We start from the raw sequence: 22003 nt of genomic DNA, 5'->3' as shown, positions 1-22003 counted from the left end.
TAAGAATCTTCCTTTTTCTTATTGACATTCATAAGGTTATCAATTATCATTATCTTGTATTCAAGATAATTTAATTAATAGTATGTTTCATATTTTTTTAAAATAATATCTCGAATTCGAGATATTATAAAAATTATGTCTGGTCAATACACGGAAAGAAGGGAAAGCAAATGACGAAAACATTAGGCATTCACCATATAACAGCAATGGTTAATGATGCACAGCGCAATATTAATTTTTATGCAGGAGTACTTGGGTTAAGGCTGATAAAAAAGACGGTTAATTTTGACCGTCCTGAGGTTTACCATTTATATTTCGGCAATGAAACAGGAGACCCTGGAACTGTCATTACCTTTTTTCCGTGGGAAAAGCAGCTAAAAGGAAGAGTGGGTACAGGGCAAGTCGGAGTAACTAAATATGTTATTCCAATCGGTTCAGCCACATTTTGGGAAAATCGTTTAATTAAACATGGAATAGAGTTAACAACATTCGTGCGTTTCGGTGAAAAGACAATTAAGTTCAGTGATCCAGATGGACTGCAATTAGAGCTTGTGGAACGACAAGAAGGTCCAGTAAATACATGGAGCACAGCAGGAATAACAGCAGAGCATGCAATAAAAGGCTTCGGTGGAGCCGTATTATATTCTGCGCGGCCACATAAAACAAAGGAAGTGCTCGAGGAAATATTAGGGCTGGAATTTGTTGGTCAACAAGAAGAAATTATTCGTTTCAGATCAGCAGGTGATTTAGGCAATATCATTGATATTCAGCTTAACCCTTCCAATCGCGGCTTAATGGGTGCTGGCACTGTCCATCATATTGCGTGGAGAGCTGAAGATGAGGAAGAATTGCAGAAATGGCGAGCATTACTGCAGGAGAAAGGCTATTATCCAACAGAGATACGTGATCGCAATTACTTTAAGGCTGTGTATTTTCATGAGGAAGGCGGCATCCTGTTTGAGATAGCAACAAACCCGCCAGGCTTCACCGCAGATGAGCCTTTAGAAGAGCTCGGAAACAAGCTCATGCTGCCAGACTGGCTGGAGTCGCAACGAGCAGAACTAGAAGAAGTATTACCAAAGGTAGAAGTACGTTCAATAGGAGGAGAAAACTAATGAAACATATATTCAATAAAGGAACAGATTCTCAAAGACCGACATTATTGTTACTACATGGTACGGGCGGAACAGAACTAGATTTGCTGCCGCTTGCAGGCATAATTGATAATCAAGCCTCCGTGTTAAGTGTCCGTGGGAACGTTTTAGAAAACGGTATGCCAAGATTTTTCCGCAGATTAGCGGAGGGTGTGTTTGATGAAGCGGATTTGCTTGCAAGAACAAGTGAACTGAACAGCTTCTTAGATGAAGCAGCAGTAAAATATGAATTCGATCGCAGTAATATTGTAGCAATTGGCTATTCAAATGGAGCAAATATCGCCGCAAGCTTATTGTTTCATGAAAAAGATGCATTAAAAGGTGCTATACTCCACCATCCAATGGTTCCAAGACGAGGAATAGACTTGCCTGACTTAACAGGAAAATCTGTGTTCATTGCTGCTGGAACAAATGATCCAATCTGCTCGCCGCTTGAATCGGGGGAGCTTGAATCACTATTGCAAAATGCGAATGCAGATGTTGAGATCCACTGGGAAAACCGCGGACATTCCCTAATCCCATCAGAAGTAGAAGCAGCGTCAGAGTGGTATAAGAAAGTATTTTAAGAAGTCGACTTTTTCAGAAACAGGGATATAAGTAGTAAAGCTAAAGTTGAAAAGAGGCTGGGACATAAGTATATGAATCAGTATAAAAACCGAACTACTCATTCGAAATTCGAATAGATAGTTCGGTTTTTTGTTTTTGTTTTTTAAAATACAATAATTAGAAATTTTAGTGGAAAGGAGCGGAGGCCAGTTGACTACTAAGGGAAATAGAGCCCTTAGACGAAGCCGAGGAGAGTCCATACTCCTAGACGTGCGCGCATGGAAACGAATTAAATTACAAGCCATACTATATTCACAGTCTTGAGTTTATTGTTCCATAGTAAGCTGATATTGTTTGTGTTCTTATTTAAGTTAGATACTCTTATCTCAACGGCGGAAGGGTCTTAATTACTACCCAGTTATACATAAAACATAGTTTTCTGCTATAATATTTCTAAAATTCAATAAATAGAATAGGTGACATATATGAACTCAGTAGGAATAACAATCAATGAGTTGCTTCGTCTTCCGGTCTTAAAGGATGCGAAGGTAATAAGCGGGGCAAAGGGCTTAAACAGAATGGTTCGTTATATCGACATCATGGAAGTTCCTGATATTAAGGGTTGGCTGAGAGAGGGAGAGCTCTTGCTGACTACTGCTTATGCTATACGTCACGATACTAAGCTGCTGTCAAACTTAGTACAGCATTTAGCTCAAGCAGATGCTGCTGCTTTAGCGATAAAACGAGAACGATACCTGCAGGATTTGCCTGAGGAGATGCTGCAAATAAGCAATGAATTCAACCTGCCTATCATTGAGCTTCCAACAGGGATACCATATATTGATATTACGAATGCTGTTATGGAACTTTTAATTGATAAACAAACCTACTTGCTGAGAAGGTCAGAAGAATTATACAAGAAACTAACAACTCTTGTATTAGAAAACAGCGGGATACAAACTGTTGCAGATAATGTATCTGGATTATTAAAATCGCCGATATGGCTACTAGACAGAAAAGGTAATACGATTGTGTCTGCTCCGCAAAGAAATAGCAATCCTCCTTTCACTGATATTAGGTGCTGGGAAATTACCGTTGATAAACAAATTGTCGGCAAGCTTTATATTGAAAGAGACAATCTCGACGACTTAGATATGGTTTGTGTAGAACAAGCTCGTTTAGTGTTTGCATTAGAACTTATGCGCAGAAAAACAGCGATAGATACAGAAAAAAAGCTCAGAGGCAGTTTTATTGAGGAACTGTTAACTGGACTGCCGCTTACCAAGCAAGAAGTAATGAACAAAGGCAGGAAATTAGGCTTAAACCCTGACACCTCTTGGAGAATTATGGTGCTGGAAAATGAAACAGAAATGGAAGAAGATCATGCCTTTTTCCAGAAAATAGAGATCGGGTTAAAGCAGCATTTTTCACTATATTTCAAAAAGGCATGCATGCATATTCATTTGCAAGCAAACAGAATCGTGCTGTTATGTTCATTACAAACGAAAGGTGGGACTGCGGAAAAGTGGAAGGAATTATTTACACCTATTCTTACTGAGTTTAAAGAGATAAGAATCGGTGTTGGAACCGAAGCAGCTTTATGGGAGGTACAGAACAGCTTCATACAAGCGCGTAAAGCTATACTACTTGGTTCTAGCTTAGATTTAACACAGCATCTCTTCACATATGAAGAAATGGAGGTATTTAGTTTATTGCTTGATGCCGCAGATTATGTAAATATGGATGAAGTTGTAGCCAAGAACATAGGCAAGCTTTGTCAATATGATAAGGAAAATGATACAGATCTAGTTAAAACTTTATTCTATTATTTAACAACAGATGGAAGTTTAGTGGAAACTGCTAACCTTTTGTATATCCACCGCAATTCTGTTAAATACCGGATGGATAAGATTGAAAAGGTCGCAAACATTAAAATAGCAAGCTTTCGAGAGAAATTTGTTTACTATTTATCCATTTTTCATTATTTATTTAAAAAATCACATTGAAAGAGCTCGTTGTGCTTGGAGCACAACGAGCTCTATTTATTTTTGGTTTTTGGGAACATTGTAAAAAGAGAATTAAATACTTAAAATTATAATAATTCTTTATATTCAATCAATTAATAGAAACAAGATGAAGAGGTGATTGTCATGATAGGAGTTATTCGTGTATTTTCGACTGATAATAAAGAGATATTAAATCAACACGGAAAGGTAATCACAAATACTAGTAACATACCGACAGTGAGCAAATGTATACAAGATCAACCCCTTGGTATATTTAATGACGAAACGGAAGCACAAGCAATTCCGAAAATTGTGGAATTGGGCAAAGAGCTAGAAAGAGAGGGCTCAAAGGTGCTAGTAATTAGCTGTGCGGCAGACCCAGCTATTGAGGAGCTTCGAACATCAGTATCAATTCCAGTAATCGGAGCAGGAAGTGCTGCTGCACTTACTGCTTTATCGATAGGTAAATCGGTTGGGGTAATGGGCATAACAGATAATGCTCCAGCAGCAGTGGAAAATTTACTCGGTTCGTTGCTTGTTGGTTATAAAAGACCTGATGGCGTGACAAATACGACTGATCTATTAACACCTCAAGGAAAACAAAACGGAATCGAAGCAGCAGAGCATCTTATAAGTCTCGGTGCTGAAGCAATTGTATTTGCTTGTACAGGCTTTTCGACGATTGGGCTTGCAGCAGTTTTGAGAGAAAAGTTAACTATTCCAATAATTGATGCAGTTGAAGCAGAAGGCTTATTTGCCTCTTATTTATTAAAAAAGTCAGTTCTATCTGTTTCTTCTCAAGCAGGATTCTTGTAATTTAGATTGTGCCCTAACACCGTAGTTAAATGAACATTTTCAGTAACTTAGGAGGATTTAAGTGAAAAACAAACATAATGAACCAAAACATCCACGAATTTTTGAACCTGTAGCACTTATTTTAACATCTGTAACAGCTATTTTTGGTGCCATCATTGGTATGCAAATAATTACGACACTAGGAGTAACTCCAAATACGTCTATAATTGGGGCACTTATTGCCATGCTTATTGCAAGAATTCCGATTACAATCTTTAAAAAATATAAGTCTATTCACCGTCAAAATTTAGTGCAAACATCTATCTCGTCCGCAACCTTTGGTGCAGCCAACAGCTTGCTTATCCCTATTGGCATACCGTTTTTGATGGGAAATACAGAATTAATTATTCCAATGCTTATTGGTGCAGCGTTAGCCATGTTTGTGGATGCAGCAGTGCTTTATAAACTATTCGATTCCAAGCTTTTCCCTGCGAAAGGTACATGGGCACCTGGAGCAGCGACTGCGGAAGCAATTCTTGCTGGTGATAAGGGTGGAAAAAGAGCAGGACTTCTTGGCGTAGGTACTGGGATTGGGATATTAGGTGCATTCCTTCATATTCCAATGTCGGCTTTTGGTGTAGCATTTATCGGAAATATTTGGGCACTAACAATGTTCGGTATCGGTTTGTTGTTCCGCCAATATTCAATCCCATTCTTTGGTGTTGATGTCAATGCATTATATATTCCACATGGTCTTATGATTGGTGCAGGCTTAGTAGCATTAGTGCAAGTATCCATCCTGATCTTTTCGAAAGACAAACCAGCAAAGAATTCTAGTAATCCAGAAGTAGCAGCAGCAACAGAATTGTCAGATGATTCACAATATACTCGTCCGATCAAGGAAGCAAAAAGGGCGTTAGGCTTAGGCTTTTTAGCATATGTCGTTGTAGCTCTAATTATTGCTATCACTGGAGGAATTGTGACAGACATGTCACCAGGCATGTTTATCGGCTTCTTGTTTTTTGCAGCCTTTGCAGCCTTTGTTCATGAATTAATCGTCGGAATTGCCGCAATGCATTCTGGTTGGTTCCCAGCGTTCGCAGTTGCCTTTATAACATTATTAATTGGAATGATGATTGGCTTCCCGCCAGTTGCACTTGCGTTACTTGCAGGATTTAGTGCAGCGACAGGTCCAGCATTTGCTGATATGGGTTATGACTTTAAAGCAGGCCATATTTTAAGAGGGCATGGCAAGGATATAGAGTACGAAAAGAAAGGCAGAGAGCAGCAATATATTACAGCAATGATTGCCTTTGGAATCGCACTTCTAACAGTTGTTTTCACTTATAAAGGTTATTTCGCACAAAATTTAGTGCCGCCAGTTGATGCTGTATATGTATCTACTATTCAAGCAGGCACATCACTCGAAGTAGCCAAACAATTATTAATATGGGCAATTCCAGGAGCTATCCTGCAATTAATTGGTGGTCCAAGCAGACAATTAGGAATTTTGTTTGCGACAGGCTTACTTATCACAACTCCATATGCAAGCTTTGCTGTATTAGCGGGGATTATTATCCGCGTTATTTGGAGAAAAGCAAAAGGAAAAGAAGCAGATGCATCTATGAGTATTCTTGCTGCAGGATTTATCGCCGGTGATGCGATTTACAGTTTCTTCAGTTCCGTATTTAAGTTAGGAAAATGAGGTGAGTACATTGTCAAAAATAATCATTGATGAAAAAACGGTCGAATACGCCGTATACGGTGGCGCCATTCTCGGCGGCGGCGGTGGTGGCTGGATTGAAGACGGCCTGCAAATCGGAAAGCTTGCTTTCGAGGTGGGCCAGCCAGAGCTGATAACTATTGATAGTCTTCAAGATGAAGATTTACTCGTAACAGTTTCCCTTGTTGGAGCACCTGCAGCAAAGGATAAGTATGTGAAACCGATCCATTATGCAAAAGCATTAGAAATTCTGTCTCAAAAGGTTGGAAAAAACATAAAAGGCATCATAACAAATGAAAATGGAGCAGGGACGACTGTGAACGGCTGGTTTCAATCAGCTGTTACAGGAATCCCAGTAGTTGATATACCTTGTAATGGGCGCGCGCATCCGACTGGATCAATGGGCTCTATGAATTTATCAGAACAACTGGACTATATTTCCTATCAAGCTGCAGTTGGCGGCCAGGGTCCCAATTATATGGAATTAAGTCTCGCAGGCTCACTCGACAAAGTATCTACAGTCGTTCGAAAAGCCTCGATTGAAGCGGGCGGACTTTTGGCTGTTGCCAGAAATCCAGTAACTGTAGCATATGCCAAGCAAAATGGTGCTGCAGGAGCCATCCAGCAGGCAATAGCAGTAGGGGAAGCATTATTGAGTAACAAAGGTGAAGCAGCAATTGCAGCGGTCGTGAGCAAACTTGGCGGGAAGGTTGTTGCTGAAGGTACTGTCACAGACTTTGTACTGGAAACGACTGGCGGCTTTGATGTTGGAACAGTCACAATTAATAATTCCTATGAACTAACCTTTTGGAATGAATATATGACGATTGAAAAAAACGGCGATCGGTTTGGCACATTCCCTGATTTGATTATGACATTGGATGCTAAAACAGCAGAACCTATTGTTTCAGCAGCAATTCAAAAAGGCCAGAACATAACGGTTATTTCTGTCCCAAAGGAAAAATTAATTTTAAGTACAACGATGAAAAACGAAAAATTAATGAAGCCGATTGAGGAGATTATTAATAAATCTATTATTCCATATATCTATTAATATAGTTTGAAAGGGGAAGATAAAAATGGTACTTAAACAAACATTGATCGCACTTGAAACATTGGATAGTGCATATGTAACTGGAGAAATTGTAAAGGAGTTATTCTCTAAATTTTCAAATGTCGAGGTAACGGTTACGACTGTTACCGGTGAAAAGGGCAGCACAGACTTCATAAAAATCCTCGTGCCTGGAACCAATGGAAAAACAAACGGAGGCACTGTGCCTACTTTTGGGATTATCGGAAGACTTGGCGGCATTGGGGCACGCCCAAGCCGAATTGGGCTAGTATCGGATGCAGACGGTGCAATTGCAGCAATCGCTTCTGCATTAAAGCTGGCAGACATGCAAGTGAAGGGAGACCATCTTCAAGGGGATGTTATCATTACGACACATATTTGCCCTGATGCGCCAACACGCCCACATGAGCCCGTTGATTTTATGGATTCACCTGTCGATATTTTAACAATGAATAAGCACGAAGTAACTGCTGAGATGGATGCCATTCTATCCATTGATACGACTAAAGGAAACCGTGTTATTAACCATAAAGGCATTGCCATATCGCCAACCGTAAAAGAGGGATATATACTGCGTGTTAGCGAAGACTTGCTGCGCATCATGGAAATGACGACAGGTCAATTTGCCGTTACGTTCCCGATAACTGTTCAGGATATAACTCCATACGGCAATGGACTCTATCATATTAACTCTATCCTGCAGCCAGCTGTTGCGACAGATGCACCAGTTGTTGGCGTAGCTATCACAGCACAGTCAGTTGTTCCTGGTTGTGGAACAGGTGCAAGTCATGAAACAGATATTGCCGATGCTGTTCGCTTCGCTGTGGAAACAGCTAAGGAAGCAACAAATGGAACGTGTCAATTTTATAGTGATGCTGAATTCAGCCAAATAACGGAGCTTTATGGTTCCATGAAAAAACTGCAAACAATGGGTGAAAAGGCGTCACAACAATAACGGAGGAAGAAGAGGGCATTCCTCTTCTTTTTCTTTACATGGAGAGTTATGATGGAACGACTTGGGATGATAACAATAGGACAAGCTCCGCGTGTCGATGTTGCTCCAATTCTTGAGAAATATTTACATGGAGCAGCAGAACTCCTGCAAGTTGGCGTTCTCGATGGCATGACAAAAGAATATATTGAGCAAAACTTGTTTCCAGAAGACAATGATTATGTACTGACCTCAAGACTGACAACTGGTGAATCTGTTGTCATGTCGCGAGAGAAAATCAAGCCGATTTTGCAGGAGAAAATTGACAATTTAGAGAACAAAGGAATTAAGACTATTCTTTTGCTTTGCACTGGAGTATTTCCTGGACTAACTACAGAAAGCTCTTATTTAATTGAACCAGATCACATTATCCCCCCGACAGTTAAAGCATTAGTTGGTGAAAGACGTTTTGGCGTAATTGTTCCGTTGCCAGAGCAAAAGACGAACTTAAAGCCGAAATACTCACCATACGGATTGAACCCATCTTTTGCTGTTGCTTCACCATATGAGGGTGATACAGAGAGCTTTGTACATGCGGGCAATGAATTAAAAGACAATGTTGACGTTATCCTGCTCGACTGTATGGGATATACAGAGCAAGCACGGGATCTTGTCGCAAGTGCAACTGGATTACCAGTCATATTGTCTAATGCACTAATGGCAAAACTAGTTGCAGAACTTGTTTAATAGGAGGAATACAATGAGCGAAAGATTAGTAGAAATCAGCAAAAATGTATTAGTGAACTGTCTTGGTTTACAAGCGGGAGAAAGCTTCCTTGTCGTAGCTGATGATGTAAAAAAGGATTTAGCTGAATCGTTATATGAAGCTGGCAAATTACTCGATGCAGAAGCTATGCTTGTTGTGATGAAGGAAAGGGACAAGTCTGGACAAGAACCGCCAGCCCCAATTGCAGCTGCTATGAGAGAGTCAGATGTTGTAGTGTGTGTAACCCAGCATTCCTTGACACATACACAAGCAAGAAAAAATGCCGTAGCTGCAGGAACACGCCTTGCTACAATGCCGGGTATAACAGAAGACATGTTTCTAGAAGGCGCTATCGCAGCTGATTATATAAAAGTAAAAGCATTAACAGAAAAGTATACTGACATATTATCAATTGGGAGTAAGATTAAAATAGAAAAAGACGGTTATACCCTTTCCTTTTCCATACATGGCCGCGAAGGGATTCCGAGTACTGGGATGTATGTAAACAGTGGTGAATCAGGCAATTTGCCATCAGGAGAAGCTTATATTGCACCGATAGAAGGAAGTGCAGCTGGTCAAATTTTAATTGATGGCTCGATTGCAGGAATAGGCCGACTAAACTCACCTGTCCTATTGACAATTGAAAATGGACGGATTATGCAGGCTGAAGGGGAACATAGTGACAAACTCTTAGCCATTTTAGGAGAAGATCATGGCAGACTGCTTTGTGAATTTGGGATTGGGACAAATGATAAAGCCAGAATTACAGGAGTTGTCCTTGAGGATGAAAAGGTGTATGGCACAATCCATGTAGCGTTTGGCAGTAACAATACATTCGGAGGAACAATAGCTGCAGGTGTACATATAGACGGGGTTGTTACAAAGCCAACAGTTTATGTGGATGATAACGTAATAATTGAAAATGGTGAATTAAACTAATAGACAGGCGTTATAAGCTAAAGTAGCTTATGGCGCCATTTTTATGGGAGTACAGTTTAATTAGGTACAATATATTAAAAAATCATGATATTAACCGAAATGTATTACAAGGAGGAGTGTCATGAATAATAAATGGAGAATTTTTTTCATCGTATTACTGCTGCTTTGTGCAGGAGTTATTACACACGGAATAACTGCTAAAGCTGATCAGAAAGTCATGCTGTATGTATCGCCAAGCGGGAACGATAAAAATACAGGTACAAAGCAAAAGCCATATAAAACGATTCAAAAGGCAGTGAATGCTGCAAAAGCGGGGACGACTGTTAATGTTAGAAAAGGTACTTATAAAGAACAGATTGTCATAAAGAAATCTGGTACAAAAAAAGCCCCTATTATCATCAAAGCATATAACAAGGAAAAGGTAACGCTTGATGGAGCAAAGGTTAAGGTGTCATGGGACAATCAAGGCTTGATCTCGATACATAACAAAAGCTACGTCACTGTTGATGGATTTGAAATTAAGAACTATAAGACAGCAGCTGAAGATTTAGTGCCAATCGGTATTTCTGTCAGCGGCAGCGGGAAAGGCATCCAAATATTGCGTAACCATTTACATCATATAGAAACAACTCACAAAAACGGCAATGCTCATGGGATTGCGGTTTATGGTACAGATGCGCCTAAAGCAATTGAGGATATTATCATATCAGCAAATAAACTAGAGGATATGAAGCTTGGCTGGAGTGAAGCATTAGTTCTGAACGGAAATGTCACAAACTTTAAGGTAACAAAAAATATTGTAAGACGAAATGATAATATCGGCATTGATGCTATCGGCTTTGAAGGCACAGCCCCTGATAAAGCGTATGACCAAGCAAGAAACGGCATTATTAGCAATAATTCGGTCTATGATATATCAAGCTATGGAAATCCTGCATATGGGAAACATTATTCTGCTGACGGAATTTATGTGGATGGTGGTAAAGACATTATTATTGAAAATAATACTGTCTATAAAAATGATATTGGAATTGAAGCTGCCAGTGAGCATAAAGATAAATCCACAAGCAATATTACAATCCGCAAAAATACGATTTACGAAAACAGAAGTGCTGGTATAGCCATTGGCGGCTATGATGAGGAAAGAGGGAACACGGTTAAAACAGTTATTTCTGACAATGTGCTCTATAAAAATGACACTAAATTTCAAGATGGCGGACAATTGCTCATCCAATACAATACAAAGCAAAATAAAATCGAAAAAAATACAATGGTAGCAGGAGGCTCGAAGCTTCTTATCAGCAATCCTTTTAAACAAGGTAAAGGCAATATAATCAACAATAATGTCTATTACTTAAGCAACGGAGAGAAAGAAACACGTTGGATATGGGAAACGAACGAATTAAAAGGCTTCAGCAGCTATAAAAAGAAAAGCAGCCAGGACAGCAAAAGTGTTTTTAAAAAGCCGAAGTTTAAAAATGAAAAAAAACAAGATTTACGTCTGGTAAAATGATGTTTCACCCCCATATTATGATTAACATGGGGTGAAACACATTATTTGTTTACATAATTAATTTATAGTTAACTTTATTGGCTAAATAATAAGTTGTACAATATTTCCGAATACTAGAAACTTTATCTTTGTATGTTCGTAGAATGTATAGGATTTGCACATCCATGCAGTTTTTTCTGATGAATAAATAAAACGAGGTGATGGTATGTGGAATATATCAATCGATGCAAAAAAGGCTTATTCAAAATGTACAGTCCTGCCGATACATGAAACGGATGAGGATTGGGAGATTACGTTAAGGGAAGCAAAAGAAGAAGCCGAAGATATACATAGAATTTTAAGAGAAGAGCTTGAGGAAGCAAAAGCAGACTTACTGCAGGTTTTGCCGAGCCGATTTATCCCATTTTTAGATAATGGTACATTAAATCAGCCAGTTCTCCCTAAAGCTGTTCGTAACGATTATTTACAATGGGTAAGAAAGCAGGAAGAAACCTTTGAAAAGCTATTAGAGGCTGCCTATGATCAATCGGAGAAGGCCGCAGCGAACTTACCACCTACAGCACAAGCTGTTTTGACAGAAGGTTTTCATGATGCGATTATAGAGCGTGTGGAAAGAGAGGGGAGAAACCTTCATCTTTTTATTAATACTGAAAGTGGTTTTTATAATAAGGCATACGTCCATTTACAACTACTGAATGCTTTTAATGAAGAGGCAGACAAACCGCTGCAGCCAGGGCAGTATATGATATATGATGAGCTGATGAAAATAACAGACGGCTATGCTCTTCGTGTGTTATTCGATGCACCAGAATCAGAATGGACTATAAGCATGGCGAATATAGAAGCCTCTTGCTATTACCGCCCGGCTTATTACACTATCTATCATAATGAAGAAATGGCCGAAGAATTATCCTTTGAAAATTATATCAAGCAGCTAAATCCTGACCATAATTATTGGCTAATCACACCTGATATTAGCTGTCCAATAAAGCTTGATGTCAATGAGATCTTATTGGAAAGTGGCAAAATCTCCTGTGTTGAGGACAAAACAATTATTATAGTCGCAAATAGACATTATGAATACAGCACGGACGAATATCATCCAACCAACTTTATTTTTACTGAAACGTACGAAGATCCATATGCTCAAAATAACGAGCCTTTACCCGAAGAAGAAATAGAATCCGCCATTTTAGGAACTGATTTGGAATTGCAGGTGCGTGCATGGAATACATTGTTTGCAAATCCTATGAAGCATGTGGATCTTATTAACAATGTATTGCTTCAGACTGAGATTTCAGATGAAAATGAAATGCTCCTTGCCGTTTTTATCAGTGAGTTTAATGAAAAAGGCATCCTCACAGAAGAAGTTATCCAAAAGTTTCAAGCTATGATTGATTAATTGTAACCAGTATTGAAACAGAGCTGCCAATTGGCAGTTTCTTTGTTTTTTAACTATTTATAACGTATTTATTCTGTTAAAATGTGTTATATCAGGCATTCATTTCAACCATGTAATAATAGTGATAAAGGGAGGGGTAATCAAAGTTATCTAAACCTAAAATCAATACCTTTATTTCGAGATTATTTCACCATTACTGTCACTAGAGTGTTCTGAATATTGAGTAAAAAAATAAAGAGATTGCGAATAAGAGGGGAAATAGGAGGAATAAAAAGGTGTTTGAAAAGAAAGTAACTTGGTTAGAGCTTTTTTATGATTTATTATTTGTAGCGTCTGTCGCAGTTGCCACACATGTATTGTTACATGTTGAAGACGGACACATCCATACCGAATATTTATTTAAATTTGTGTTGATTTTTGTACCAGTTTGGTGGGCATGGGTAGGCCAAACCATGTTTGTTAACCGCTTTGGACAGGATTTGTTTCATCAGCGGCTGTTTTTAATTCTGCAAATGTTTTTTGCACTAGTCATGACCTCCAGTTTAAATGTTGATTTTGATGCATATTATCTTACCTTCCTAATTGGTTATATTGGCTTAAGAACAGTAACCGCTATTCAGTACCTTGTTGTGCAGCGAATAGAAGAGGGGGCTCGGAAGCAAGCAGCTGCCTACTTAGGAAAGTACTTTTGGATTGGAATTATCATCTCATTAATTTCGCTTTTCTTCGATTCGTGGATTCGCTATTTTATTCTGTACCTAGGTATTCTGATAGATATTATCGTGCCAATCTTAGGTAGAAAATACTTAGTCAAAGTCCCAACAAATACCGCCCATTTGCTTGAGCGTTTTGGCTTATTTACGATTATTCTTTTTGGCGAATCTCTTGTGAGTACACTGGCCGTTATTCAGCCTACACAAGGCGACCTGCACTCGATAGGCTTTGCAGTTATATCATTTGTATTGATCATCGCAATGTGGTGGCAATACTTCGATAATGTCGAGAAGAAGGTAGATAAATCAATTCAAACCGCCGGGCAGACAATAATCTATGGGCATCTGTTTATCTTAATGTCATTAAGTGCCGTAGCTGCATCAATCAGACTTATGGTTTTACATGAAGTAGACTATTTCTTCAGCTTGTTTTTTATTTTTGGTTCCGTGTTACTTTATTTTTTTGCAACTACTTTTGTATTCCATCAGTATAGACATGTGCACCATCGTCTGAAAATATATCATTTGGGAATATTTTTAGGGATTCTCGGCGTATTTTTTATCTTTAATTTACTTGTCCCAGTTCCTTCAATTGTTATAGTCGGAGAGATGACAATCTTTTTTATTGTGTATGCTAAGTTGACTACGACTTAATAGAAAAAAGGAATCGGTATACATAGAAAAGAACAGCATAGCTTTGTTAATAAGAGGTGATCGGTTTTGAGATTTAATTCGAAAAAAGACTGGTGGCTTACACTTATCATTTGGGGAGCAGCACTGTTAGCATTGGGTAGTGGCATATACGGACTCATGGTAAAACCTGCGAGTTTGCTTATCTTTTTTATTGTTCTTATTGGTGCGATTACTGTTCCATTATTTATGCTTTGGATGTGGTTTACTACTTACTATTTCTTGAATAAAGAAGATTTGATTATTAAGTACGGCCCCTTCCAATCAACCATTCCACTCCATGCTATAAAGTATGTCAAAAAAACAAACAATCCATTCTCAAGTCCCGCATTGTCATTAAAACGGGTTGAGATTTTTTATGGTAAATATAACTCAGTCCTAATTTCACCTGTTGACAGAGATGGATTTATTGCAGTGCTTTGTAAAAGCTGGCCACATATAGAATACAGAGAATAAGAATGAACTATTATGCGATTGTAATATAAATATTCGCATAATAGGTCGTTTTTTTTGTTGTTTTCCGTTTAAATTGCTTCTAATAGTAAATAATGTAAGACAATGTGCATGTTGCCCTTTATTCTTAGGTTTCTACCTAACAATATTTTCATCCTTTAACAAGCTAAAATTTAGTCATATTTTCCTACTAAAACTTCTCCTTTTTCTGCCGTTATAAATTATATCCTGGATAAAGTATTTCAACAAAAAGGTAAACCTATCGAGAGGTAGGGACGCAAAACCACAGATCATGTCTTTTCCTTTGATAGCTGGGTTACCAGAGGGATGTTTATAATTTAGTAATTTAATATGAATGTATATATCATCAGTTGCACTTTGAATTGGTCGTTGTTAGATATGGAGATATTTAAGGATAGAAAGAGTATCCTAATATATAGAAGAAGGAAGAAGAAACTTGAACACAACTGCTGGAGTTAACATAAGTACGCAAGTATTAGAAGCAAATGCTGTTTTAGCTGCATTAGAGTCGAATTTGGCTATCGTTGAATTTGATTTGAACGGAAGGGTCATTTGGGCAAATGAAAATTTTGCAAAAACACTTGGTTATACTGTTCATGTAGTAACGGATATGTTGCATAAACAATTTTGTACGGAGGAATTGCAAGCTAGCAAGGAATATGCAGAGCTTTGGGCTAATTTAAGAAAAGGTCGAAAGTTTCAGGAGAAAATTCAACGAGTTTGTAAGCAAGGCAACTTGTTGTGGCTTGAAGCAACATACATTCCTGTCTTATCAGACGAAGGAGAAGTGACAAATGTTCTTAAGATAGCGACAGATATTACAGAACGGGAAAATCAAACAGTAGAGCTTGTTTCATTATTAAAGAATCTATCATTTGATTTAGGAGAGATTGTCACAGAAACGGCAAAGGAAAATATGATTGCGATCCATTCTTTGCAGGAACAAACAGAATTAATCAGACATTTGTCTAAAAATATTCAAAATATTTCCTTACAAACAAATATATTGGCGCTGAATGCAGGGATTGAGGCTGCTCGTGCTGGTGAGCATGGTCGAGGCTTTAATGTTGTTGCGAAGGAAGTCCGAAAATTAGCCGGCAGTGTAGAAGAAGCTATTAAAAAAATAAATAATAACATTGAAAACATTGCGAAAGAAGTAACTAGAGTAAGTGAAGTAACGAAAAACTCACAAGAAGTCGTTAAAACGACACAGACTGAGATTTGTGGAAAAATGAATGAGTTCGAAGGATTAAATAATCGAAAGTAACTAGCATTGTATTTTCTCACCGCCAATAGTGGCGGTTTTTTTTATATAATCTATTAAAATAAAATTCTTTCCTTAATATTCCTCTATTTTTTCAAAAACTAGCATTTTTTGTAATACTAGTAATATTTCTTAATGTAAGTGTAATGAGAATTAACTATATTTTTCTGAAAATATTGATATACTGAGATAGTTAAAACGTCGAGATACATAGCCAATGGAAAACACAACATTTTTGGAGGTTACCATCATATGAAAAAGGCCATTATCGCAGGATTGGCAAGTTTAAGTATATTCGCAGGAGTATTAGCTCCTTCTCCTATCGATTCAGGAAAGGTAGAGGCTGCATCTTCTACTTCATATAAAGATAAAGCAGTTAAAGAAGGCAAAAAGGTCATTGGGACAAAATATAAATGGGGCGGAACAACAAAATCAGGATTTGATTGCTCAGGTTTTGTCAACTATGCCTATAAAAAGGCAGGTAAAAGCTTGCCAAGAACAACTACTGAGCTTTATAAAAAAGGCCAAAAAGTCTCTAAAAGCAAATTGAAAAAGGGAGACATGGTGTTTTTCGAAACATATAAAAAAGGCGCATCACATGTAGGTATATACATAGGTGACAATAAATTCATCCATGCAGACTCCACTAAAGGTGTTACTATTACTAGCTTAAATAATAGCTACTGGAAATCAGCATACTATAGTGCAAAGCGTATTTAAATTAAAAAACCGGCAACAATGCCTATACATTAGGAACAGAGCACCTTGGTGCTCTGTTTTTTGGTGTGTTTCACTGGGAATATGGTAAGGGGTAAAATTAGTGAATTTCTGTGGGGACATAAACTAAAAAGAGCTTAAATTAATCCTTCCCTGTCTTAGGAAGTAAATTAAGAAATTTTGCTAATGAAAGCAATGTTGATGCTCTTTTCTCAAATAAATATTCCTTAGTGGAGTATTCGGCCATCTCTGCTTTAATGTTCTCAGGAATATACTCCTCAGGAATAAGGATTGAAACAAAAGCATGAACTTTCGGGATATCTAATTGATCAGAAAGGTATGACAAATGATTTCCTTCACCAATTGCGGTGTACTTTCCATTAGGCAGACGAACCAAATGCAAATCTGCTTTCAATTTGTCATTGTCCCAGCCTTGTGTTTCAATTGATTTACGCAGTTCAGCCATTTTTTCGTCATTTTTAATTTCTTTAGGTGTGTGGCTTAAGCCAATGATATCTCTAGGTGAAACGGAAGTGACGCCATAATCAACCGTTACATATGGTTTATAAGGGCTGACCGCTTGATCAAAGAGCATCCACCTTTTTTTGAAGATTTTTAGCAATGGAAACACCTCCTGCTTTTAAGCTATTTAACAGACGTTGAAATAATGCCACTAAATAAAAAAAGGACAGAGCCAAAATGTTTTCTTTTATAAACGTTTGATAACTAAAATTTTGTATTGATATCCCAAATAAATAAAAGTATGAAAGTAGCTTCCATACAAGCAATGAACAGAAGAAAGGAAGGATTTTTTAGAGGATAAGAGAATATAAATGAAAAAGATTTTCTAAATAACATATAAAGGTAGTGTAATTCACATGAAAATGTTAGTCGTTTATACATATCCAAATCATAACAGTCTAAATTATGATTTTCTGCAAAGCGTTTTGAAAGGAAGCAAAGAAAATCGACATATAACAGAAGTTCAGGTCCTTGATTTATATGAAGAAGAATTTAATCCGTTGTTAGTGTTTAATGAGGAAAAGCGAAGACGTGATATGCATACAGATCCCGCAACCGAGAAATATAGACAGCAAATTAAGTGGGCAGACAAACTAGTTTTTATTTACCCGATTTGGTGGGGACGACCTCCTGCGATGCTATTAGGATATATAGATCAATTATTTGCGTCTAATTTTGCTTATAAAGATAAAAAAGGACTTTTCCCAGTAGGCTTATTAATAGGCAAATCTGTTGTTTGTGTGTCTACAATGAAGGGACCAACTAATTATCCGTTTTTATGGTTGAACAATGCGCATAAAATACTGATGAAAAGAGCCTTATTTAATTTTGTCGGCATTAAAAAGGTGAAATTTTTTGAATTTGGCAATATGGAAAGTCCGAAAGGGAACCAACCGAAAAAGTTGGAGAAGATTTATAACTATTTTAAAATGATACATAATTAAAATTATTTTTACATATTAGCGAATGAAAGCAAAGGAAACAAAATGTATTGTTTTTGTGCTATAATTAAATTCTTGTTGTAAGGCTGAATTTGCATATCTACATATAAAATCTATTAGATTTGTATTTTTCCAAATTAGTAAACAAGTAAAATGTTTGCTATAGTTGAAGTATAGACAAGTAGAAAGAAGGAACTGTTGTGGGATACAAAAGGAAGCAATATTTTGGATTAGGATTGACCGTCTTATGTATGGTTCTCTTAATGGGAATCATTCTTATCATGATGCAATCCATTAAAGATAATATGCTGGAGATTGTGCAAGACCGTTATCATAAGGTGAATGAGGCTACAGAAATCAGGCAGCAGATTTATTTGGAAGACCGTAATATGCTTAACCTGATGAACGGAAAAAGTGAAGAATCTAACAATGAATTTGCTGATTCGTCAGCGGAGGATATCACCCTTCTTAATACGAAAATAGCTGATCTTGAAGTAATACTGAATACAAATAAGGCAAAATCGTTAATTAAAGAAGTTGGTAATGGTTACTCAGATTTTGCCAAAATGGAAACAGAAATTTTAACTTTGTACAATAATAATGGCTCCACACAAGAGCTTCGAGCCATTTATAATGCTGGTGCAGATAATCGAAGAGTGCTATTAAGTAAAATTGATGAGTTCAAAGATTATCAGGAATCGTTAATGGGAGACGCTTTAAGTGAAGCAAATGCTACATATAAGCAGCTTGTTATCGCACTAATTTCGGTTGTTTCCGTTGCACTTATCCTAATTGTTTCTGTCATGCTATGGGTTATCAGAAGTACTACAAGAAATATTAATTCCATCGTCCATGTCATTAAAGATGTTGACTTTAATAATTTGGCTGAAGTTCCGCGAATTAAATTGGATACAAATGATGAGATTGGTGATATTGCAAGATCATTTAATACAATGGCTGCTTCCCTTGAGAGTTACACATCAAAGGAAAAACAATTTGTCGAAGAAATTTCCGAACAAAACTGGGTACAATCTAATTCTGCTGAAATCATCAAATTATACGGCCGCCACGTTTCTATAACCACACTTTCAGAACAATTCATTAAGCAGGTAGTAAATGCTACAAAAGCAAGTTTTGGTGCATTTTATCTTATGGATGAAACAGGTAAGGAGGCTGTGTTCAAGAAAGTCGCTGCATATGCAGATACAGAGACTGGAAGACAGACATTTACTTCTGGTCAAGGCATTATTGGTCAGACTGTGCACGACAAAAAAATGGTTATTATAAATAATGTTCCGGAAGACTATCGTTTAATCTCAACTGGATTAGGAGAGGTTAAGCCGACAGCTGTTCTGATTGCTCCAATATTAGTGAAGGACGATGTTGTCGCTGTTATGGAGATAGCGAGTATTCACGAATTCACTAAAGCCGATCAGAAGCTTGTTGAAAATGTTTTAGAAACATTGGGTATCGGAATAATGAATATTCTGGGTAGAATGGAAGTCGAGCGCTTATTGCTTGAATCGCAAGCGCAAACAGAAGAGCTGCAAACCCAGTCAGAAGAATTACAAGCCCAATCAGAAGAATTACAAACACAGACAGAAGAACTGCGGATGATAAATGAACAACTCGAAGAGCGCACGAATGATGCTGAGTTTAAAACAGAGGAACTTGTGACTGTTAAGGAAGAGCTTGAGGACCAAGCGAAACAGCTTCAGCTTAGCTCAAAATATAAATCTGAATTCTTGGCTAATATGTCCCATGAGCTGCGTACACCGCTTAACAGCATCCTGCTGCTTTCAGAAATGCTTGCAGATGACCAAGATGAAGAATTATCGCCAGAGCAAAAAGAATTTGCGAAGGTTATTAATTCTTCTGGTAATGATTTATTGAATTTAATTAATGATATTCTTGACCTTTCCAAGGTGGAAGCAGGGAAACTGGAAATTAGCTTTGAAGAAGTGTACTTAAGTGAATTCGTTGATAGGCTTAAGCGTAACTTTATGCAAATTGCAAAAAGCAAAGAGTTAGACTTCGATATTAACTATGCTGACGATGTTCCGCCAATTATTTACACGGACGAACAAAGACTACAGCAAATCATGAAAAATCTATTGTCGAACGCATTCAAATTTACAAAAGAAGGCAAAGTAGCTATCACTGTTAATAAAGCAGATGCGAAGGAAGTATCCCAGCTGCCGCTTTCTAACTATGCAGACATATGGGTGAAAATGTCTGTTACAGATACAGGAATTGGAATTCCTGCAGATAAACATATGATGATATTTGAAGCATTCCAGCAGGTTGATGGAGCGACAATGAGGAAGTATGGTGGAACTGGTCTGGGATTATCTATATCCAGAGAATTTTCTCAGCTGCTTGGCGGTATGTGCAAGGTAGAAAGTCAAGAAGGAGAAGGCAGTACCTTCACAATTTACATTCCTAATTTACCAGGCGGAATTCCTTTAATCGGCATAGATAACATAGCAGAAGAGCAAGCTGTACCAACTACTGGAACAGAATTGGCGGAAACAGAGCTGAATGAAGCGGCTGTTAGTGAAGAGGAAACTATCACAAAGTCACCATCAACTGTATTACAAGGAAAAACAGTGATTGTTGCTGACGATGATTACCGAAATATCTATGCATTAAAAAACGCACTAGATAAAGAAGGTATGAATGTTATTACTGCTGAAAATGGTGCTGAATGTCTTGAGAAGATGAAAGAGTTAGAGCATTTCGATATTGTTTTAATGGATATTATGATGCCAGTTATGGATGGCTATGAGACAATCAAGCGAATTAGGAAGCTAGACACAAATAATGACATTCCAATCATTGCTTTAACAGCAAAAGCGATGAAGGGTGACAGAGATAAATGTATTGAAGCAGGAGCATCGGATTATATCAGTAAACCGCTGAAATTGGATCAATTATTATCGGCAATGCGTGTATGGCTCTCCTAAACTCGGTTACTAGTCTCAAGTAAAAAATTAAGGAACTGATTGTATGGAAAAAGAAGAAATTGAATTAGACTTACTTTTAACAGCTGTATACAGACTTACTGGCTATGACTTTAGGCAGTATATGCGTTCCTCCTTGATGCGTCGTGTTCAGAATCGCTTAAGCAGAGAGAAACTGCTTACTATTACTGCCCTAACGGAAAAGATTATCTATGATGAACAAGTGCTGCACAAGCTGCTGCGGGACTTTTCCATAAATGTTACGGAAATGTTCAGAGATCCATCCTTTTTCAAGGCATTTCGGGAAGAGGTAGTTCCTATTTTAAGGAAACTGCCTGAAATCCGCGTATGGCATGCAGGCTGTTCTACTGGTGAGGAAGCATATTCCATGGCTATTCTGCTCGAAGAAGAGGGCTTGGCTCACAAAACGAAGATTTATGCCACAGACATGAATGATGTTGTGCTGGAAAAAGCTGCAGGAGGAGTGATTCCACTTCCGAAAATGCAGGCCTATACGAAAAACTATCTGGCCGCCGGCGGGAAAAGGTCCTTCTCCGAATATTACACAGCAGACAGCAATGGCGCGGTATTACATGAAACGCTGCTAAAAAACATCGTGTTTGCACAGCATAATCTTGTAACGGACAGGTCATTTAATGAATTTCATGTTATTATCTGCCGTAATGTGCTGATTTACTTTAATTTGGAATTACAGCAGCAAGTATATAACTTATTTAATGAAAGTCTGAGTGCAGGAGGGTTTCTTGGATTAGGCAGCAAGGAGACCATTCGCAGTGATTCAGTCTACTTTGAAAATTTTAATACGCAGGAGAAATTATTCCGCAAAAAAAGCAGTGTTCCGTATTAGGACA

19 protein-coding genes and 1 riboswitch are annotated in these 22003 nt (G+C 37.8%); of the genes, 18 read left to right on the top strand and 1 reads right to left on the bottom strand.

What is annotated here, in order from left to right; all coding sequences use genetic code 11:
* The first annotated feature begins 170 nt into the window (after positions 1-170).
* The 15 genes from CEQ21_RS05350 (at position 171) to CEQ21_RS05280 (ending at position 16708) form a co-directional block, all read left to right on the top strand.
* Positions 171-1115 carry a ring-cleaving dioxygenase gene (locus tag CEQ21_RS05350; RefSeq protein ID WP_185763588.1) on the top strand — a complete coding sequence of 315 codons (945 nt, stop codon included), beginning with the start codon at positions 171-173 and terminating at the stop codon, positions 1113-1115.
* The gene (locus CEQ21_RS05345) at positions 1115-1720 is read left to right on the top strand and encodes an alpha/beta hydrolase (protein ID WP_185763587.1); all 606 of its coding nucleotides are present in this window, start codon (positions 1115-1117) and stop codon (positions 1718-1720) included. The genes CEQ21_RS05350 and CEQ21_RS05345 overlap by 1 nt, the downstream gene beginning before the upstream one ends.
* A 465-nt stretch (positions 1721-2185) precedes the next feature.
* Positions 2186-3706 carry a PucR family transcriptional regulator gene (locus tag CEQ21_RS05340; protein WP_185763586.1) on the top strand — a complete coding sequence of 507 codons (1521 nt, stop codon included), beginning with the start codon at positions 2186-2188 and terminating at the stop codon, positions 3704-3706.
* A gap of 144 nt (positions 3707-3850) precedes the next feature.
* Positions 3851-4522, top strand: coding sequence for an aspartate/glutamate racemase family protein (locus CEQ21_RS05335; RefSeq protein ID WP_185763585.1), 672 nt, complete (start codon positions 3851-3853; stop codon positions 4520-4522).
* A 61-nt stretch (positions 4523-4583) separates the two neighbouring features.
* A complete protein-coding gene (locus tag CEQ21_RS05330) occupies positions 4584-6206 on the top strand; it encodes an OPT/YSL family transporter (protein ID WP_185763584.1) in 1623 nt (540 codons plus the stop codon).
* A gap of 10 nt (positions 6207-6216) precedes the next feature.
* Complete coding sequence (locus CEQ21_RS05325; RefSeq protein WP_185763583.1) at positions 6217-7278, top strand: DUF917 domain-containing protein; 1062 nt, start codon at positions 6217-6219, stop codon at positions 7276-7278.
* Between the two features lie 25 nt (positions 7279-7303).
* On the top strand, positions 7304-8251 hold the full coding sequence (locus CEQ21_RS05320; RefSeq protein WP_185763582.1) for a DUF1177 domain-containing protein: 948 nt from the start codon (positions 7304-7306) through the stop codon (positions 8249-8251).
* Positions 8252-8302: 51 nt separating this feature from the next.
* A complete protein-coding gene (locus tag CEQ21_RS05315) occupies positions 8303-8974 on the top strand; it encodes an AroM family protein (RefSeq protein ID WP_185764100.1) in 672 nt (223 codons plus the stop codon).
* A 13-nt stretch (positions 8975-8987) separates the two neighbouring features.
* Complete coding sequence (locus CEQ21_RS05310) at positions 8988-9932, top strand: aminopeptidase (RefSeq protein WP_185763581.1); 945 nt, start codon at positions 8988-8990, stop codon at positions 9930-9932.
* Between the two features lie 121 nt (positions 9933-10053).
* A complete protein-coding gene (locus tag CEQ21_RS05305; RefSeq protein ID WP_185763580.1) occupies positions 10054-11445 on the top strand; it encodes a right-handed parallel beta-helix repeat-containing protein in 1392 nt (463 codons plus the stop codon).
* A gap of 205 nt (positions 11446-11650) precedes the next feature.
* Positions 11651-12847: a DUF4085 family protein gene (locus CEQ21_RS05300; protein ID WP_185763579.1), complete on the top strand. Its 1197-nt coding sequence runs from the start codon at positions 11651-11653 to the stop codon at positions 12845-12847.
* 275 nt (positions 12848-13122) lie between these two features.
* Entirely contained in the window at positions 13123-14214 is a 1092-nt protein-coding gene (locus CEQ21_RS05295; protein ID WP_185763578.1) for a low temperature requirement protein A, read from the top strand.
* A gap of 66 nt (positions 14215-14280) precedes the next feature.
* Positions 14281-14706, top strand: a complete 426-nt coding sequence (locus tag CEQ21_RS05290; protein WP_185763577.1) for a PH domain-containing protein — start codon at positions 14281-14283, stop codon at positions 14704-14706.
* Between the two features lie 239 nt (positions 14707-14945).
* Positions 14946-15027: riboswitch (cyclic di-GMP riboswitch) on the top strand.
* 133 nt (positions 15028-15160) lie between these two features.
* Positions 15161-15991, top strand: a complete 831-nt coding sequence (locus CEQ21_RS27375) for a methyl-accepting chemotaxis protein (protein WP_185763576.1) — start codon at positions 15161-15163, stop codon at positions 15989-15991.
* A 249-nt stretch (positions 15992-16240) separates the two neighbouring features.
* Positions 16241-16708: a C40 family peptidase gene (locus CEQ21_RS05280; RefSeq protein ID WP_185763575.1), complete on the top strand. Its 468-nt coding sequence runs from the start codon at positions 16241-16243 to the stop codon at positions 16706-16708.
* Positions 16709-16847: 139 nt separating this feature from the next.
* On the opposite strand, the gene CEQ21_RS05275 is transcribed toward CEQ21_RS05280, so the two are convergent.
* The gene (locus CEQ21_RS05275) at positions 16848-17327 is read right to left on the bottom strand and encodes a hypothetical protein (protein ID WP_185763574.1); all 480 of its coding nucleotides are present in this window, start codon (positions 17325-17327) and stop codon (positions 16848-16850) included.
* A gap of 256 nt (positions 17328-17583) precedes the next feature.
* Between CEQ21_RS05275 and CEQ21_RS05270 the strand changes: the two genes are divergently transcribed.
* The 3 genes from CEQ21_RS05270 to CEQ21_RS05260 all read left to right on the top strand — a co-directional run bounded on the left by CEQ21_RS05270 (position 17584) and on the right by CEQ21_RS05260 (position 21999).
* Positions 17584-18171 carry an NAD(P)H-dependent oxidoreductase gene (locus tag CEQ21_RS05270; protein WP_185763573.1) on the top strand — a complete coding sequence of 196 codons (588 nt, stop codon included), beginning with the start codon at positions 17584-17586 and terminating at the stop codon, positions 18169-18171.
* Between the two features lie 197 nt (positions 18172-18368).
* Positions 18369-21134, top strand: a complete 2766-nt coding sequence (locus CEQ21_RS05265; RefSeq protein ID WP_185763572.1) for a hybrid sensor histidine kinase/response regulator — start codon at positions 18369-18371, stop codon at positions 21132-21134.
* 43 nt (positions 21135-21177) lie between these two features.
* Positions 21178-21999: a CheR family methyltransferase gene (locus CEQ21_RS05260; protein ID WP_185763571.1), complete on the top strand. Its 822-nt coding sequence runs from the start codon at positions 21178-21180 to the stop codon at positions 21997-21999.
* Positions 22000-22003: the final 4 nt, after the last annotated feature.

This window comes from Niallia circulans (genome assembly GCF_007273535.1).
GTDB lineage: Bacteria > Bacillota > Bacilli > Bacillales > Cytobacillaceae > Niallia > Niallia circulans_B.
This window is presented reverse-complemented; position numbering and strand designations above follow the sequence as displayed.

Bases quoted from the DNA above. Each gene is read 5' to 3' on its own strand.
- CEQ21_RS05340 (WP_185763586.1), top strand. From the start codon at position 2,186: ATGAACTCAGTAGGAATAACAATCAATGAGTTGCTTCGTCTTCCGGTC.
- CEQ21_RS05260 (WP_185763571.1), top strand. From the start codon at position 21,178: ATGGAAAAAGAAGAAATTGAATTAGACTTACTTTTAACAGCTGTATAC.
- CEQ21_RS05320 (WP_185763582.1), top strand. From the start codon at position 7,304: ATGGTACTTAAACAAACATTGATCGCACTTGAAACATTGGATAGTGCA.
- CEQ21_RS05300 (WP_185763579.1), top strand. From the start codon at position 11,651: ATGTGGAATATATCAATCGATGCAAAAAAGGCTTATTCAAAATGTACA.
- CEQ21_RS05350 (WP_185763588.1), top strand. From the start codon at position 171: ATGACGAAAACATTAGGCATTCACCATATAACAGCAATGGTTAATGAT.
- CEQ21_RS05280 (WP_185763575.1), top strand. From the start codon at position 16,241: ATGAAAAAGGCCATTATCGCAGGATTGGCAAGTTTAAGTATATTCGCA.
- CEQ21_RS05315 (WP_185764100.1), top strand. From the start codon at position 8,303: ATGGAACGACTTGGGATGATAACAATAGGACAAGCTCCGCGTGTCGAT.
- CEQ21_RS05335 (WP_185763585.1), top strand. From the start codon at position 3,851: ATGATAGGAGTTATTCGTGTATTTTCGACTGATAATAAAGAGATATTA.
- CEQ21_RS05310 (WP_185763581.1), top strand. From the start codon at position 8,988: ATGAGCGAAAGATTAGTAGAAATCAGCAAAAATGTATTAGTGAACTGT.
- CEQ21_RS05305 (WP_185763580.1), top strand. From the start codon at position 10,054: ATGAATAATAAATGGAGAATTTTTTTCATCGTATTACTGCTGCTTTGT.
- CEQ21_RS05270 (WP_185763573.1), top strand. From the start codon at position 17,584: ATGAAAATGTTAGTCGTTTATACATATCCAAATCATAACAGTCTAAAT.
- CEQ21_RS05345 (WP_185763587.1), top strand. From the start codon at position 1,115: ATGAAACATATATTCAATAAAGGAACAGATTCTCAAAGACCGACATTA.